The organism is Actinacidiphila sp. bgisy167 (assembly GCF_965342175.1).
Taxonomy (GTDB): Bacteria; Actinomycetota; Actinomycetes; order Streptomycetales; family Streptomycetaceae; genus Actinacidiphila.
The window spans coordinates 1-14,968 of record NZ_CBDRBL010000072.1 but is presented as its reverse complement, the minus strand read 5'-3'; the positions used below and the strand labels follow the sequence as shown (position 1 = coordinate 14,968).

Here is a 14,968-nt window from a genome sequence, read left to right as displayed (position 1 = left end):
GCGTCACTTATCGGGCCGGATATCGACGCTGCGGTGACAGCGCATGAACACGGAGCGAGGAATTCCGGTCCGCAGAGCCGGCGGCCGCCCCCGAGCGCACCGGGCCCGGGGGCGACGAGGCGCTCCGACCGCGCTATGCCGAGGGGGCCGCGGCGATCACGACCGTCGCGTACAGCTCCTCCGACACGGCCACCCGCGCCTCCAGCCCGGCCCGCGAGACCGCGGCGACCGCCGCCCCGGCCTGCTCCTCGCCGGTCTCGAAGAGGAGCCGCCCACCCGGCGCGAGCCACGCGGGCGCCGCCGCGGCGACCCGGCGGAGGACGTCCAGGCCGTCGGCCCCGCCGTCGAGGGCGACACGGGACTCATGATCGCGGGCCTCCGGGGGAAGGAGGGCGACCGCCGCGCTGGGGACATACGGCACGTTCGCGACCAGGACGTCGACGCGGCCGCGCAGCCGCGCGGGAAGAGGGTCGTAGAGGTCTCCCTCGTGGACGTGGACGTCGCCCTCCGCCGCCGCGAGGTTGCGACGGGCGCACGTGACCGCGGCCGGGTCGATGTCGGCCGCGTGCAGCACGGGGCGGTCGAGCGTGGCGGCCAGGAAGGCGCCCACCGCGCCCGAGCCGCAGCACAGGTCGACCACGACGGCGCCGGGCCGGCCCAGGGCGCGCCCGAGCGCGGCTGCCTCTCGCGCGAGGAACTCCGTACGGCGGCGGGGGACGAAGACCCCGGGGCCGACCGCGATCCGCAGCCCGCAGAACTCGGCCCAGCCCAGCACATGTTCGAGTGGGAGCCCGGCGACCCGGCGCTCCACCATGGCGGCGAGTTCGGCGGGTGTCCGGGCGGTGGACAGCAGCAGTTCGGCCTCGTCCTCGGCGAACACGCAGCCGGCCGCACGGAGCGCGGAGACGACGGCGGAGGGGGAGCCCGGCACGGAAGGAGCGGAGCCGGCGGGCGGCGGACCGGAAGAGCCGGAGGCGGAGGAACCGGAGGGGGAGGAACCGGAGGACGCGGGTGGAGCGGAGGACATGGAGGCCTTTCGGGGCGCCGCGGGGCGCTCTCGACGGCCTAGGACGTCGTCCGGACCTGGAGGCCGCGGGAGGAGAGCACCCAACCTGACATGGCGGTTATGGGTCTCACCTCCTCGGTACGTCCGCTGCTGGGGACGGTTACGTTACCGGAGCCCCGGCGCCGCGCCCACCCCCAGGCCGCGACGACGGCGGGTGGGTCGTCGGCGTGGAAACGCAGGACGCGGGCCGCCACCGGCGCGCCCAGGGGGCGCAGGAACGTCACGGACTCGTCCCGTTCCCCGGCAGCCGTGGTCTGCCCGCCGACGATCAGGTCGACGGCGCCGCGACAGGGTCGAGGAGCGGACGGCGGACGAGAGAGGAGCCCGGCGGGTGCCGGGCGGCGGCGGGGACCCTTTCGCGACCGCGCTACGTCAAAGACGCGTCAGACACGTCAGAGCGGAAAGGATGCCTCCATGCGTCATACGGCAGCCGCGGCCGTGGCGGTGACCGCACTCCTGCTGGCCGGCTGCGGCACGCAGTCCGGCGGCGGCCCCACGGGCCCGATCCCCAGCAGTTCCCCGAGCGGCACCGGAACCGCCGGTCCCGGGAGCGGTACCGGGACGGGGACAGGGACCGGTACGCCGAGAACCTGCGCGGCCGCGGTCGCGCTCACCGCCGGGGACACCGGCCGTACCGTCTGCGTCACCCCCGGCGGCACGATCCGCGTCACCCTCGACGGCACGCCGGACCGCCCGTGGTCCCCCGTCACCAGCGAGGGCGGCGTCCTCACTCCCATCAACGCGGGCATCGGCGCCCCCCGCGGCGACACCATCGCCGCCTATCGTGCCGTCGCCCCCGGCACGGCGCGGCTGCACGCCACCCAGCCGCTGTGCCCCACTCCCACCGCCCCGGACCAGGTCGCCTGCCTGGCCCTGCGGGACTGGACGGTGACCGTGCGGGTCGCGGGCGGCTGAACGCGCCGTCCCCCGAGAGCCGCCCGGGCCGGCCGAAACGGCCCGGCCGGCCTTTCCCGCACCGGCCCGCGGGATGGCTCAGGCCTCGCCGGCCTCGAGCAGGTTCGCGGCGGCGCCGACGATCCTCGGGTCGGGCACGCCCACGACCTCCTCGTCCTTGTCGCAGTAGTCGAAACGGCACAGCACCGTGCGCATCGCCTCCACACGGGCCCGCTTCTTGTCGTTGCTCTTCACCACCGTCCAGGGCGCCTGCTCGGTGTCGGTCTCCCGGAACATCGCGACCTTGGCCTCGGTGTAGTCGTCCCACCGGTCCAGGGAGGCCAGGTCCATCGGGCTGAGCTTCCACTGCCGCACCGGGTCGACCTGGCGGATGGTGAAGCGGGTCCGCTGCTCGTCGCGCGACACGGAGAACCAGAACTTCACCAGATCGATGCCGTCGTCCACGAGCATCCGCTCGAACGCGGGCGCCTGCCGCATGAACCGCTGGTACTCGTCCTCCGTGCAGAAGCCCATGACCCGCTCCACCCCGGCCCGGTTGTACCAGGACCGGTCGAAGAGCACGATCTCCCCCGCGGTGGGCAGGTGCTCGACGTACCGCTGGAAGTACCACTGCCCGCGTTCGCGCTCGGTCGGCTTCTCCAGCGCCACCACCCGCGCCCCGCGCGGGTTCAGGTGCTCGGTGAAACGCTTGATCGTCCCGCCCTTGCCGGCCGCGTCGCGCCCCTCGAAGACGATCACCAGCCGCCGGCCGGTCTCCTTGATCCAGCTCTGCAGCTTCAGCAGCTCTATCTGCTGGAGCCGCTTGTGCCACTCGTACTCCTTGCGCTCCATGCGGAAGGAGTACGGGTAGTTCTCGCGCCACGTCTCGACCGGGGAGCCGTCCGGGCGGATCAGCACGGGGTCGTCCTGGTCGGTGTAGTCGACCTGCATTCCTGCGAGCAGATCCACGTCCGCGGGGTGCGGGAGTGTCGTCATGTCGGCTCTCGCTTCCGGGTCTGCACGAGCGCGCATGGGAGTTTCCACGGTAACGCCGCCACCCGCCCCGCAGTCCAGGGCCGGGGGCCTCACGGCCGGCAGCGTTCCAGGCCCGCGGGGCTGTAGCAGGGGAGGTGGCCGTGGGCGGTCACGACGTCCTGGCCGGCGCCGCGGATCATGAAGGTGAGGAAGCTGCCGGCGAGGGAGCCGATGGCGGGGCGGTCGTAGGTGTAGGCGTACTCGATCTCCGTGAAGGGGTAGCTGCTGTCGCCGATGGCGGCCGGGGTGGGGGTGCGGCCGTTGACGGCCAGGGCGTGCAGGCCCGTCGCGGCGGTGGCGGCGCGCAGTTCGCCGTAGCCGATGGCGCCGGGCAGGCGGGCGACCGTCGCCATGACCTGGTCGGTGCTGTCCAGCTCGCAGCGGACGACCCTGTCCTCGGGGGAGTTGCGGTGGAGGCAGTCACGCGAGGTGAAGGCGGGCTCGCCGCGGCCGTCGAGGACGTGCCGGCGGAACAGGTCGCGGGTGCCGGAGTCGGCGTTGCGGCTGACCAGGAGAACGGGCAGGTCCGGACCGCCCAGTTCGCTCCAGTTGACGACGGAGCCGCTGAACACCCGGCGTATCTGGTCGGTGCTCAGGTTGGTGAGGGGAACGTCGTCGCTCACGACCAGCGCGAAGGCCGCGACGGCGACCCGCTGCTCCTCCAGGCGGGAGGCGCCCTCCGGTTTGGGGCCGTCGGAGAGGGCGACGACGTCCGGGGCCCGGCTGTCCGCCAGTTCGCGGACGCCCTCGTTGCTTCCGTGCGCGTCGACCGTGATCCGCGCGTCGGGGCAGTCGGCGGTGTAGCGGCGGGCGAGTTCGCTGACGACCGGGGCGAAGGCGGTGGAGCCGGTGACGGTGAGCTGTCCGGTGGCGCACCCGATGGGCGGCGGCGCGTCCTCGCGGACGACGATGATGCCGGCCAGGACGGTCACGCAGAGGGAGAGCAGGATGGTGAGCCACCGGGCGGCCCGGCTGAACAGCGGCGGTGCGGAGTCGACCGGCATGGCCTTGTTGGGAACCACCACACCGTCGCGGATGCCTCCGGTGACCCGTACGTCGCCGCCGACATGGCCGCCGGTGAGGAGCACGAGCAGCTTGAAGTGCTGGCCCCGGTTGAGGGGCACCCGCGGCAGGTGGATGACGTTGCCCTGGTGGCGCATGCCGCCGTTGTCCCCGGCCGGGGCGAAGTGGTCCATCAGGGGGCCGGAGTCGGATTCGGTGACGGCGACGCCCCGCACAGTACGGCCGGCGAACACGACGGTGAGCGCGCGGCCGGGATCGCGGTTGGTGTAGTCGGTGTCGGTGACGGCCGCACCGCCGTCGTTCTCGACGCGGATCAGGACCAGTGTGGCGTCCGACATGTCGGGGAGGTCGTTGAAGAGCCCGAGCCGTACGTTGGGGGCGCCGCCCCCTCCGTCGGGGTCGTCGCTGCCGATGGGGGTGTCCATCTGGACGCGGTAGCCGATGCGCCGCCGACGCGGCACCCGGCGCTCGTACCAGACCACCCCGACGGACACCGCCACGCCGATCAGCGCGGTCAGCACCGCCACCACGTTGTCGGCGCTCAGCCAGTCGCCCACCTGTCGCCCCGCTCCCCCGGTGCCCTCAGCCGCCACCGCTCACCGTACGGCGGGCCGCGGGCGCCGACGGCGGCTTCCCCGACCGGCCGTCAGATGTTCGCCGGGCGTTACCCGTCGGGTGCGGCTCCCGCTCCCGGTGGCGGCGGGCGGGAGCGGGGCAGGGGCAGGACGGAGGGAGGCGGAGCCGACGGCGCCCGCAGGCTCCCTACGCCCCGCCCTCCAGGTCGCCCTCCGTCTCCAGGAAGGCCTGCCGCAGCTGCTCGACGACCTCCGGGTCGGGCTCGGCCCACATCCCGCGCGACTGCGCCTCCAGCAGCCGCTCCGCCATACCGTGCAGGGCCCAGGGGTTGGCCTCCTGGAGGAAGGCGCGGTTCTCCGGGTCCAGGACGTAGGTGCGGGCCAGCTTGTCGTACATCCAGTCGGCGACGACGCCGGTCGTGGCGTCGTAGCCGAAGAGGTAGTCGACGGTGGCGGCGAGCTCGAAGGCGCCCTTGTAGCCGTGCCGCCGCATCGCCTCGATCCAGCGGGGGTTGACGACGCGGGCCCGGAAGACCCGGGAGGTCTCCTCGAGCAGGGAGCGGGTGCGCACCGTCTCCGGCCGGGTGGAGTCGCCGATGTACGCCTCGGGGGAACGGCCGGTCAGCGCGCGGACGGTGGCGACCATGCCGCCGTGGTACTGGAAGTAGTCGTCGGAGTCGGCGATGTCGTGCTCGCGGGTGTCGGTGTTCTTCGCGGCCACCGCGATCCGCCGGTAGGCGGTCTCCATCTCCTCGCGGGCCGGGCGCCCGTCGAGGCCGCGCCCGTAGGCGTAGCCGCCCCAGACGGTGTAGACCTCGGCGAGGTCGGCGTCGCTGCGCCAGTCGCGGCTGTCGATCAGCTGCAGCAGGCCCGCCCCGTACGTCCCCGGCCGGGAGCCGAAGATGCGGGTGGTGGCGCGGCGTTCGTCGCCGTGCGCGGCGAGGTCGGCGCGGGTGTGGGCGCGCACGAAGTTGTCCTCGTCCGGCTCGTCGAGGCCCGCGACCAGCCGCACCGCGTCGTCCAGCAGGCCCACGACGTGCGGGAACGCGTCCCGGAAGAAGCCGCTGATGCGCAGCGTGACGTCGACGCGGGGACGGCCGAGCTCCCGCGCGGGGACGGCCTCGACGCCGGTGACCCGGCGGGACGCGTCGTCCCACACCGGCCGCACGCCCAGCAGCGCCAGCGCCTCGGCGACGTCGTCGCCCGCGGTGCGCATCGCGCTGGTGCCCCACAGGGACAGGCCCACCGACCGCGGCCAGTCGCCGTTGTCCTCGCGGTAGCGGGCCAGCAGCGAGTCTGCGAGGGCCTGCCCGGTCTCCCAGGCGAGCCTGCTGGGCACGGCCTTGGGGTCGACGGAGTAGAAGTTGCGGCCGGTCGGCAGCACGTTGACCAGGCCGCGCAGTGGTGAGCCGGAGGGGCCCGCGGGCACGAATCCGCCGTTCAGGGCGTGCACGACGGCCTCGGTCTCGTCCGTCGTACGGGCCAGCCGCGGCACGACCTGCCGGGCGGCGAAGTCCAGCACCCGGGCGACGTCCTCGGGCAGGCCCTCCGCGACCCCAGCGACGGACTCCGGCGCCCAGTCGGCGTCCTCCATGGCCTGCACCAGCGCGCGGGCCTGCTCCTCTGCGGCGTCGGCGCTCAGCCGGGTCGCCTTCGACTCGTCCAGGCCCAGCGCCTCGCGCAGCCCCGGCAGCGCGGCCTCGCCGCCCCAGATCTGGCGTGCGCGCAGGATGGCCAGCACGAGGTTGACCCGCTCGGCGCCGGAAGGGGCCTGACCCAGCACATGGAGGCCGTCACGGATCTGGGCGTCCTTGATCTCGCAGAGCCAGCCGTCGACATAGAGCAGGAAGTCGTCGAACTCGGCGTCGTGCGGCCGGTCCTCCAGGCCCAGGTCGTGGTCGAGCCGTGCGGCCTGGATCAGCGTCCAGATCTGGGCGCGGACGGCGGGCAGCTTGGCCGGGTCCATGGCGGCGATCGAGGCGTGCTCGTCGAGCAGCTGCTCCAGGCGCGCGATGTCACCGTAGGAGTCGGCGCGGGCCATCGGCGGCACCAGGTGGTCGACGAGGGTGGCGTGCGCGCGGCGCTTGGCCTGGGTGCCCTCGCCGGGGTCGTTGACGAGGAACGGGTAGACCAGCGGCAGGTCGCCGAGGGCGGCGTCGGGGCCGCAGGCGGCGGACAGGGCCGCGTTCTTTCCGGGCAGCCACTCCAGGTTGCCGTGCTTGCCGAGGTGGATCATCGCGTCGGCGCCGAAGCCTCCGTCGGCCTGCGCGGTGGCGATCCAGCGGTAGGCGGCGAGGTAGTGGTGGGAGGGCGGCAGATCGGGGTCGTGGTAGATCGCGATCGGGTTCTCGCCGAAGCCGCGCGGCGGCTGGATGAGGATCAGCAGGTTGCCGCGGCGCAGCGCGGCCAGCACGATGTCGCCTTCGGGGTTGGCGCTGGTGTCGACGAACATCGAGCCGGGCGGCGGGCCCCAGTGCTCCGTCACCGCGTCCCGCAGCTCCGCCGGGAGCGCGGCGAACCAGCGCCGGTAGTCGGCGGCCGGGATGCGCACCGGGTTGGCGGCCAGCTGCTCCTCGGTCAGCCACTCCTGGTCGTGGCCGCCCGCGTCGATCAGGGCGCGGATCAGCTCGTCGCCGTCACCGGAGATCAGGCCCGGGATCTCCTCCTCGGGCCCGAAGTCCCAGCCTTCGGCGCGCAGTCGGCGCAGCAGCGCGACCGCGCTGGCCGGGGTGTCGAGGCCCACTGCGTTGCCGATGCGGGAGTGCTTGGTCGGGTACGCGGACAGCACGAGCGCCAGTCGGCGCTCCGCGACCGGGATGTGCCGCAGCCGCGCGTGGCGGACGGCGATGCCCGCGACACGGGCGGCGCGCTCGGCGTCGGGGACGTAGACAGGCAGGCCGTCCGCGTCGACCTCCTTGAAGGAGAACGGGACGGTGATCAGCCGGCCGTCGAACTCGGGGACGGCGACCTGCGTCGCGGCGTCCATCGGGGACACGCCCTCGTCGCTGCCCTCCCAGGTCTCCCGGGAGGACGTCAGGCAGAGCGCCTGCAGCACGGGCACGTCCAGCGCGGCGAGCGCGCCCCCGTCCCAGGCCTCCTCGTCGCCGCCCGCCGAGGCGTCGGCCGGACGGGTCCCGCCCGCCCGTCGCCCGCCACCACCCTTGCCGGAGGCGCTTCGCGCCGCCCCTCCCGCTGCCAGCACGGTGGTGACCACGGCGTCGACGCCGCGCAGCGCGTCGAGCAGCCCGGGTTCGGGGGCGCGCAGCGAGGCCACGTACAGCGGGAGCGCCCGGCCGCCGGCCTGCTCGATCGCGGTGCACAGGGCCTCCACGAAGGCGGTGTTGCCGCTCATGTGGTGGGCCCGGTAGTACAGGACGGCGACCAGCGGGCCGTCGCCGGCCGCGGCGGCGCGCTCCAGCGGGCCCCATGAGGGAGCCGACGCGGGCGGTTCGAAGCCGTGGCCGGTCAGCAGCACCGTGTCGGACAGGAAGCGGGCCAGCTGCGCCAGGTTGGCCGGGCCGCCGTGCGCGAGGTAGGCGTGGGCCTCGGCCGCGATGCCGACGGGGACGGTCGACAGCTCCATCAGCTGTGCGTCAGGGGCCTGTTCACCGGTGAGCACGACCACCGGGCGGGGCCCCGCGAGCAGCGCGTCCAGGCCCTCCTCCCAGGCGCGGCGTCCGCCGAGGAGCCGTACGACGACCAGGTCGGCGCCGTCGAGGAGACCGGGCAGCGCATCGTGCGGCAGCCGGGCGGGGTTGGCGAAGCGCAGGGGCACGGGACCGCCGGCGGCGTTCGCGGCGCGGGCGCTGAGCAGATCGGTGTCGGAGGTCGACAGCAGCAGGATCACGTCGGACGTGCCTTCCTCGGGGTCCGCGCCCCGGGCCGGTGGAGGACGGCGGGAGTTCCTGGCTCCCGTGGCCCGGCGCGACGCGCTCCGGCCCCGGTGACAGTGGCGGGACCGCACCGGAATCGCACCGGTTTCCTCCGCTGATGCCGTCGATGGCGTGGGCGCGGCTGGGTGACCTGCCCACGCAGCATGGTAAGCGCTGGGCCTGCCGCCTGGGGGCGTCGCGGGCCATACGCCCGCGAGGGGCCCGAGGGTATGCTCGCGGCCATGCTGTCGCCCTCCGAGCCCCCCGTGAGCGGCGCCTTCGCCGCAGCGACGGCGGGGCGCGGACGCGACGACGCCTGCCCCGGCGCGTTGCGGCTGCACGCCGCCGACGACGGCGCGCTGGCCCGGATCCGCGTCCCCGGCGGAATACTGACGATACGTCAGACCGAAGCGGTGGCGGCCGCCGCCGATCACCTCGGCGACGGCCGCATCGACCTGACCTCACGCGGAAATCTGCAGGTGCGCGGGCTGCGCGACCCCGACGCGGGGACGGAACTGGCGGCGCTGCTCGGCGAGGCGGAGCTGCTGCCCTCATGGGCCCACGAACGCGCCCGCAACCTCGTCGCCTCACCCCTCGGCGGGCTCGACGGCCGCGGGCACGGCGATCTGCGGCGCTGGATACGGGAATGGGACGCCCTGCTGTGCGCGAGCCCGGCCGCCGCGGGGCTTTCCGGGCGCTTCCTCTTCGCCCTCGACGACGGCCGCGGCGACACCGCCGCACTCGGCGCCGATGTGACGCTGGTCGCGCGGCCCGGCGCCGCCACCGCCGAACTGCGCCTGGCCGGGCGGCCCGTCGCGGAGGTGCCGTCCGTCGACGCCCCGCGCTGGGCGGTGCGCGCGGCCGAGGCGTTCCTCACCCTCGCCGCCGAACGCGGTGCCCGCGCCTGGCGGATCGCCGACATCGACCCGGACGGCGCCGCGCTCGCCGCGCGGCTGCGCGCGGAAGGCGCCCCGCCCGCCCGCCCCGCCAAGGCCACCGCGAGCGGAAGCGCCGGCCGCCCGCCCCTGCCGGGCCTCGTCCCGCACCCCGACGCGGACACCTGCGCGGTGGCCGTGGGCGTGCGCCTGGGCCGTCTCACCACCGGCGCGTGGCGGCTCCTCGCGCGCGTCGCCGCCTCCGGCTCCGGGGAGGTGCGCGTCACCCCCTGGCGGAGTGCTGTGCTGCCGGGCCTGCCGCGGGCCGCCGCGCGGCAGGCGCTGGACCGCCTGGCCGAAGCCGGGTTCCTGACCGGCGAGGACTCCCCGTGGCGCGGCGTGACCGCCTGCGCGGGACGCCCCGGGTGCGCCAAGTCGCTTGCGGACGTGCGCGCCGACGTCGCGGCCGCGCTGCGCGACGCCCGCCCCGAGCCCGATCACCGCCTCCTGCCGGTGCACTTCTCCGGCTGCGAACGCCGCTGCGGCCACCCGGACGGCGCCTGGGTCGACGTGGTCGCCGGCGCCGACGGCCGCTACCGCGTCACCGCGGCCGGGGCCACGGTCCCCGCGGCCGCGACGGGGGACCTGCCCGCCGCCGTGGACACCGCCCGCCGCACCAGCACCCCACCACCGACGAGGACGACGTGATCGAGTACGAGAAGGACGGACCGGAGATCTACCGTCGGTCCTTTGCCATCATCCGGGCCGAGGCCGAACTGGAGGGCCTGCCGCCGGACGTGGCGCAGGTCGCCGTCCGCATGATCCACGCCTGCGGCATGACCGACCTCGTACGGGACCTGGCCTACAGCCCCTCGGTCGTCGCGGACGCGCGTGCGGCGCTGCGCGCCGGGGCGCCGATCCTCTGCGACGTCCAGATGGTCGCCAGCGGCGTCACCCGCAAGCGGCTTCCGGCGGACAACGAGGTGGTCTGCACCCTCTCCGACCCCGCCGTCCCCGGCCTCGCCGCCGAGCTCGGCACCACCCGCAGCGCGGCGGCCATGGAGCTGTGGCGGGACCGCCTGGAGGGCGCCGTCGTCGCCGTCGGCAACGCCCCGACCTCCCTGTTCCGGCTGCTCGAGATGATCGAGGCGGGCGCGCCGCGCCCGGCGGCCGTCATCGGCGTGCCCGTCGGCTTCGTCGGCGCGGCCGAGTCCAAGGACGCCCTGGCCGCGCACCCCTCCCGGCTGGAGCACCTGGTCGTGCGCGGCCGGCGCGGCGGCAGCGCCCTGGCCGCCGCCGCCCTCAACGCCCTTGCGACCGAAAGCGAAATCCTGTGACCGGCCGTCTCTACGGAGTGGGCCTCGGCCCCGGCGACCCCTCCCTGATGACCGTGCGGGCCGTGGAGGTCATCCGCTCCGCGGACGTCATCGCCTACCACTGCGCCCGGCACGGCCGCAGCATCGCCCGCTCCATCGCCGCGGCGCACATCCGCCCCGAGCAGATCGAGGAGCGGCTGATGTACCCCGTCACGACGGAGACCACCGACCACCCCGGCGGCTACCGGGGCGCGCTGGACGACTTCTACGCCGAGTCCGCGCAGCTGCTCGCCGCGCACCTGGACGCCGGGCGCACCGTCGCCGTCCTCGCCGAGGGCGACCCGCTCTTCTACGGCTCCTACATGCACCTGCACAAGCGGCTCGCGGACCGCTATCCGGCCGAGGTGGTCCCCGGCGTCACGTCCGTCAGCGCGGCGGCCGCCCGTATCGGGCGGCCCCTGGTGGAGGGCGAGGAGGTGCTGACGATCCTGCCGGGCACGCTGCCCGAGGAGGAGCTGGCGGCCCGGCTCGCGACCGCCGACGCGGCGGCCGTGATGAAGCTCGGCCGCACCTTCCCCGCCGTGCGCCGGGCCTTGGAGGCGGCCGGCCGGCTGGAGGACGCGCACTACGTCGAGCGGGCCACCATGGAGGCCGAGCGCCGGGAACGGCTCGCCGACGTGGACCCGGAGTCGGTGCCGTACTTCGCCGTCGCCGTGCTGCCCAGCCGCGTCGACGAGCGGCCCGACCCCGACCCGTCCCCCGCCGACGGCGAGGTCGTGGTCGTCGGTCTCGGCCCGGCCGGGCCGATGTGGCTGACGCCGCAGGCACGGTCCGCGCTCGCCGAGGCGGACGAACTCGTCGGCTACACCACCTACATGGACCGCGTCCCGGTCCGGCCCGGGCAGCAGCGGCACGCCTCCGACAACCGCGTCGAGGCCGAACGCGCCGAGTTCGCCCTCGATCTGGCCCGGCGCGGGCGCAAGGTCGCCGTGGTGTCCTCGGGCGACCCGGGCGTCTTCGCCATGGCGACGGCGGTGCTGGAGGCCGCCTCCGCCGATCCCTACCTGGGCGTGCGCGTCCGGGTCGTGCCCGGCGTCACCGCCGCCCAGTCGGCGGCGGCGCTCGCGGGCGCGCCCCTCGGCCACGACTACGCGGTCGTCTCGCTCTCCGACCGGCTCAAGCCCTGGACGGTCGTCGAGGAGCGGCTGCGCGCCGCCACCGCCGCCGACCTCGTGCTCGCGCTCTACAACCCGGCCTCCCGCAGCCGCAGGACGCAGCTGGAGACCGCGCTGAAGGTGCTGCGCGAGGGCCGTGCGCCGGGGACCCCCGTGGTCGTCGCCCGCGACGTCGGCGGACCGGAGCAGGCCGTGCGGGTCACCACACTGGAGGACCTGGACCCGGCGACCGTCGACATGCGGTGCGTGCTGCTGGTCGGCTCCTCGCAGACCAGGGCGGTACGGCGGAGCGACGGCACCACGGTGGTGTGGACGCCCCGGAGGTACCCGGCCTGAACCGCGGCCGGGGCGGCCCGCCCCGGCGCCCGTCCACACGTCCCCGGCGCGGGGCAGGGCCGCCGACGGGACGCACCGCCCGTAGCGGCCCGCCCCCGCACCCGGGCGCTCAGAGAGCGCGCGCGCGGAGCCACTCCAGCGCGCCGGCCACGTCCGGGACGACGGGCACGCCCCCGGGCACCGGCGGTCGCTCGACGACGACCACGGGCAGGCCCAGTCGGCGGGCGGCCGCGAGCTTGGGCGCGGTCGCGCCGCCTCCGCTGTCCTTGGTGACCAGCACGTCGACACGGTGGCGGCGCATCAGCTCCAGCTCCCCGTCCAGGGTGAACGGGCCCCGGTCGAGCAGCACCTCCATGCGCGGCGGGTGCGGCGGCACCGGGGCGTCCACCGAGCGCACCAGGAACCACAGGCCGGTGAGCCCGGCGAAAACCCCCAGACCCGTACGGCCCGTGGTGAGGAAGACGCGGCGCCCGAGCCCCGGCAGCACCCGGGCCGCCGCCTCCAGTGAGGCCACCGGGTGCCGGCGGTCCCCGGGGCCGGCGAGCCAGCCGGGGCGGCGCAGGGCGAGCAGGGGGACCCCGGTGGCCGAAGCCGCCTCGGCGGCGTTGAAGGACATCGTTGCGGCGAAGGGGTGGGTGGCGTCGACGACGACGTCGACCTGGTGCGCGCGCAGCCACGCCGCCAGCCCCGCGGGCCCTCCGAAGCCGCCGGTGCGCACCTCTCCGGGCGGCAGCCGCGGCCGCTCCACCCGCCCCGCGAGCGAGCTGGTCACCCGCCATGCCGCAGGGTCGGCGGCCAGCGCCTCCGCGAGGCGGCGCCCCTCGGTCGTACCCCCGAGGACCAGGACGTGCTGCCTTCTGCCGGTCATGTCCGCACCTTACGGCGTGCGGTGAGGGCGGCCGCGGCGACGACGGCACCGATGGGCTGCGGCGCCTCGTGCTCGTGCTTGACGCGGGGCGACGGTCTCGCGCCGGCTGTCGGGCGCCGCAGCAAGTCCAGGAGCAGGGGAGCGCCTCCCCGCTGACCGCGCTCAAAGGTGCCGCCGTGGCTGACCGTTCCTCGCGCCTTGACCGGCGCATCATGGTGGGCGGCCTGTCCTGCCGGAAAGCCCGCTGTGCTCCGGGCCGCACGTGTCGCCCCGTCGGCCTGAGCGCACCAGCCGCCGTCCCGAAGCAACCTGCGGTAACGCATCGGCGAGGCCGAGCGGCCCCCCGCGGTGCCGCATACTCCTCGGTGCCGGCCTCAACCCCAGAGTGCACACGGGTACGTACCCGTACCCCTTATGCTGTCGTGCACCACCACGAAAGGAGACCCCGGTGTCCGATGCGAACGTCCGTATCCCCGCTGAGGCGCGGGACCGGCTGGCGGAGATCGCCGCCGCGGAAGGCCTGTCGCTCCGCGCCTACCTGGCCCGCATGGCCGACACCCTCCTCACCCCCACCGAACGGGCCGAGCGTGCCGAAGCCGCCCGCGCCGCCCTGCACGCCTGGAACGGCTACGCCCCCACCCCCGCCGAGCAGGACGAGCTGGACGCCGAACTCGACCGCCGCCTCGCCCGTGCCGCGGCCGCCCGGTGAACCAGAGCGTGCACATCGTCCTCGACGACACCGCCATGGTCGCCGCCGGCCGCGGCAACCTCCTCGCGTCCCGCCTCATCCACCGCGCGCACGCCGAAGCCGGCTGGCACCTGTACGCACCCGCCTGCGCCCTCGTCGAAGCCGACCGCACCCGCCCCGGCACCGCCGAGCACATCGCAGCCCTGCCCGGCATCACCGTCGTCGACCTCGACCTGCCCGCGGCCCTGGTCCTCGCCCGTGACACCACCTGGGCCACCGCCCACACCCGCCACACCGCCCTGCCCACCCCGGAACGCCCCGACGGCGCGTTCGTCGCCACCGCCGCCTCGCACCAGTGGGCAGGCCACCCCGTCAGGATCCTCGACCTCGCCTGACGGACGGGGGCCCGGAATGGCCGTCACCCAAACCCTGCAGCAGACCCCAGGCCAGTCCCCCACCCTGTCGCGCTGAACGCCAGGTTATGGAAGACGCTTGGCCGGGCCAGCCAAGCGTTTCCCCGAGCCATCGAAGGGCAATCCCGACATTCCCCATGTTGCGACGATCTATCGAACCCGTCGAACTCCGGCGCTGGCCTAACCTTTACTCCAATTCGCCCTTTGGGCACATAGAGTAGTATTCCGTGTACATGCGAGCCAGCCTCTCAGGGTTGTCTCGCACGTCCAGGAACTCAAGGATGTACGCGTATAGGAAATCTACAGCATGCTTGTCCTGTTCCGGCTCCAAGCTCCTCTTGACAGTCAGGCTCCCGCCAGGGAAAGCCTGCTGAAATACAAGCGCCTCCCATACGAGTGGGGACCACTGCCCCATTCTTACGATCAGCCACTCCCTGAAGCCTCGCAACAGGCCACCGCTCTGGGCGACGTCAAAGCCGACCAGAAACATGACATTGGGGTAATAGGTACCGTTCAATCCGAATAGCTGTTGCCTATTGATCAGAAACTCATGGAGTTCTCGTCCAGGACGTAGCGAACGTGTGGGCCGCCGAAGTAGCCGCGGACGATGTGTGGCTGACGCTGGCGTCTGCGGAAGAACCGGCGGGCCTCCGCGGCAAGTTCGGCCTGGTTCCGGGCCCGGTGTTGCTTGGGCAAGCTGTGCTTGAGGTCGGCGTTGACCAGCTCGTCAGGGTTGAGTTCGGGCGAGTACGGCGGCAGGAAGTGCAGCTCGACGTCGTCGGGATGGGCGGCGAGCCAGTCGCGGACCTTCTTGGAGCGGTGCGCGGAGTGC

Annotated in this window: 12 protein-coding genes and 1 riboswitch; of the genes, 6 read left to right on the top strand and 6 right to left on the bottom strand. The window is 74.5% G+C overall.

Annotated features, from left to right (window positions below):
* Positions 1 to 133 precede the first annotated feature (133 nt).
* Positions 134 to 931 carry a putative protein N(5)-glutamine methyltransferase gene (locus ACRWND_RS23715; protein WP_431952655.1) on the bottom strand — a complete coding sequence of 266 codons (798 nt, stop codon included), beginning with the start codon at positions 929 to 931 and terminating at the stop codon, positions 134 to 136.
* A 549-nt stretch (positions 932 to 1,480) separates the two neighbouring features.
* On the opposite strand from ACRWND_RS23715, the gene ACRWND_RS23710 reads away from it, so the two are divergent.
* Positions 1,481 to 1,981: a hypothetical protein gene (locus tag ACRWND_RS23710; RefSeq protein WP_431952653.1), complete on the top strand. Its 501-nt coding sequence runs from the start codon at positions 1,481 to 1,483 to the stop codon at positions 1,979 to 1,981.
* 78 nt (positions 1,982 to 2,059) lie between these two features.
* Here ACRWND_RS23710 and ppk2 read toward each other — a convergent pair whose 3' ends face one another.
* From ppk2 to cobN, 3 genes are all read right to left on the bottom strand, one after another.
* Entirely contained in the window at positions 2,060 to 2,956 is an 897-nt protein-coding gene (gene ppk2, locus ACRWND_RS23705) for a polyphosphate kinase 2 (protein ID WP_431952651.1), read from the bottom strand.
* A gap of 89 nt (positions 2,957 to 3,045) precedes the next feature.
* Positions 3,046 to 4,575: a substrate-binding domain-containing protein gene (locus tag ACRWND_RS23700; RefSeq protein WP_431952649.1), complete on the bottom strand. Its 1,530-nt coding sequence runs from the start codon at positions 4,573 to 4,575 to the stop codon at positions 3,046 to 3,048.
* A gap of 205 nt (positions 4,576 to 4,780) precedes the next feature.
* Positions 4,781 to 8,440: a cobaltochelatase subunit CobN gene (cobN, locus tag ACRWND_RS23695; RefSeq protein ID WP_431952647.1), complete on the bottom strand. Its 3,660-nt coding sequence runs from the start codon at positions 8,438 to 8,440 to the stop codon at positions 4,781 to 4,783.
* Between the two features lie 52 nt (positions 8,441 to 8,492).
* Positions 8,493 to 8,578, bottom strand: a riboswitch (cobalamin riboswitch).
* 129 nt (positions 8,579 to 8,707) lie between these two features.
* Between cobN and cobG the strand changes: the two genes are divergently transcribed.
* Genes cobG through ACRWND_RS23680 form a run of 3 tightly spaced genes read left to right on the top strand, consistent with a single transcriptional unit; the run spans position 8,708 to position 12,167 of the window.
* Positions 8,708 to 10,048, top strand: a complete 1,341-nt coding sequence (cobG, locus tag ACRWND_RS23690) for a precorrin-3B synthase (RefSeq protein WP_431952645.1) — start codon at positions 8,708 to 8,710, stop codon at positions 10,046 to 10,048.
* Complete coding sequence (locus tag ACRWND_RS23685) at positions 10,045 to 10,677, top strand: precorrin-8X methylmutase (RefSeq protein WP_431952643.1); 633 nt, start codon at positions 10,045 to 10,047, stop codon at positions 10,675 to 10,677. The genes cobG and ACRWND_RS23685 overlap by 4 nt, the downstream gene beginning before the upstream one ends.
* A 47-nt stretch (positions 10,678 to 10,724) precedes the next feature.
* Positions 10,725 to 12,167: a precorrin-2 C(20)-methyltransferase gene (locus ACRWND_RS23680; RefSeq protein ID WP_431952697.1), complete on the top strand. Its 1,443-nt coding sequence runs from the start codon at positions 10,725 to 10,727 to the stop codon at positions 12,165 to 12,167.
* 109 nt (positions 12,168 to 12,276) lie between these two features.
* Here ACRWND_RS23680 and ACRWND_RS23675 read toward each other — a convergent pair whose 3' ends face one another.
* Positions 12,277 to 13,035, bottom strand: a complete 759-nt coding sequence (locus ACRWND_RS23675) for a cobalt-precorrin-6A reductase (protein WP_431952641.1) — start codon at positions 13,033 to 13,035, stop codon at positions 12,277 to 12,279.
* A 448-nt stretch (positions 13,036 to 13,483) separates the two neighbouring features.
* Here ACRWND_RS23675 and ACRWND_RS23670 point away from each other — a divergent pair, with 448 nt between their 5' ends.
* Together ACRWND_RS23670 and ACRWND_RS23665 are read left to right on the top strand one after the other, a co-directional pair.
* On the top strand, positions 13,484 to 13,744 hold the full coding sequence (locus ACRWND_RS23670; protein ID WP_431952639.1) for a hypothetical protein: 261 nt from the start codon (positions 13,484 to 13,486) through the stop codon (positions 13,742 to 13,744).
* A 35-nt stretch (positions 13,745 to 13,779) separates the two neighbouring features.
* Positions 13,780 to 14,118: a hypothetical protein gene (locus tag ACRWND_RS23665; protein ID WP_431952695.1), complete on the top strand. Its 339-nt coding sequence runs from the start codon at positions 13,780 to 13,782 to the stop codon at positions 14,116 to 14,118.
* 558 nt (positions 14,119 to 14,676) lie between these two features.
* Here ACRWND_RS23665 and ACRWND_RS23660 read toward each other — a convergent pair.
* A partial coding sequence (locus ACRWND_RS23660) for a transposase (protein ID WP_431952637.1) occupies positions 14,677 to 14,968 on the bottom strand: 292 nt, incomplete at its 5' end.

What these genes read in the sequence shown, in the direction of transcription:
- ACRWND_RS23710 (WP_431952653.1), top strand. Translation starts at nt 1,481, where the DNA reads ATGCGTCATACGGCAGCCGCGGCCGTGGCGGTGACCGCACTCCTGCTG.
- ppk2 (WP_431952651.1), bottom strand. Translation starts at nt 2,956, where the DNA reads ATGACGACACTCCCGCACCCCGCGGACGTGGATCTGCTCGCAGGAATG.
- cobG (WP_431952645.1), top strand. Translation starts at nt 8,708, where the DNA reads ATGCTGTCGCCCTCCGAGCCCCCCGTGAGCGGCGCCTTCGCCGCAGCG.
- ACRWND_RS23680 (WP_431952697.1), top strand. Translation starts at nt 10,725, where the DNA reads ATGACCGTGCGGGCCGTGGAGGTCATCCGCTCCGCGGACGTCATCGCC.
- ACRWND_RS23675 (WP_431952641.1), bottom strand. Translation starts at nt 13,035, where the DNA reads ATGACCGGCAGAAGGCAGCACGTCCTGGTCCTCGGGGGTACGACCGAG.
- ACRWND_RS23665 (WP_431952695.1), top strand. Translation starts at nt 13,780, where the DNA reads ATGGTCGCCGCCGGCCGCGGCAACCTCCTCGCGTCCCGCCTCATCCAC.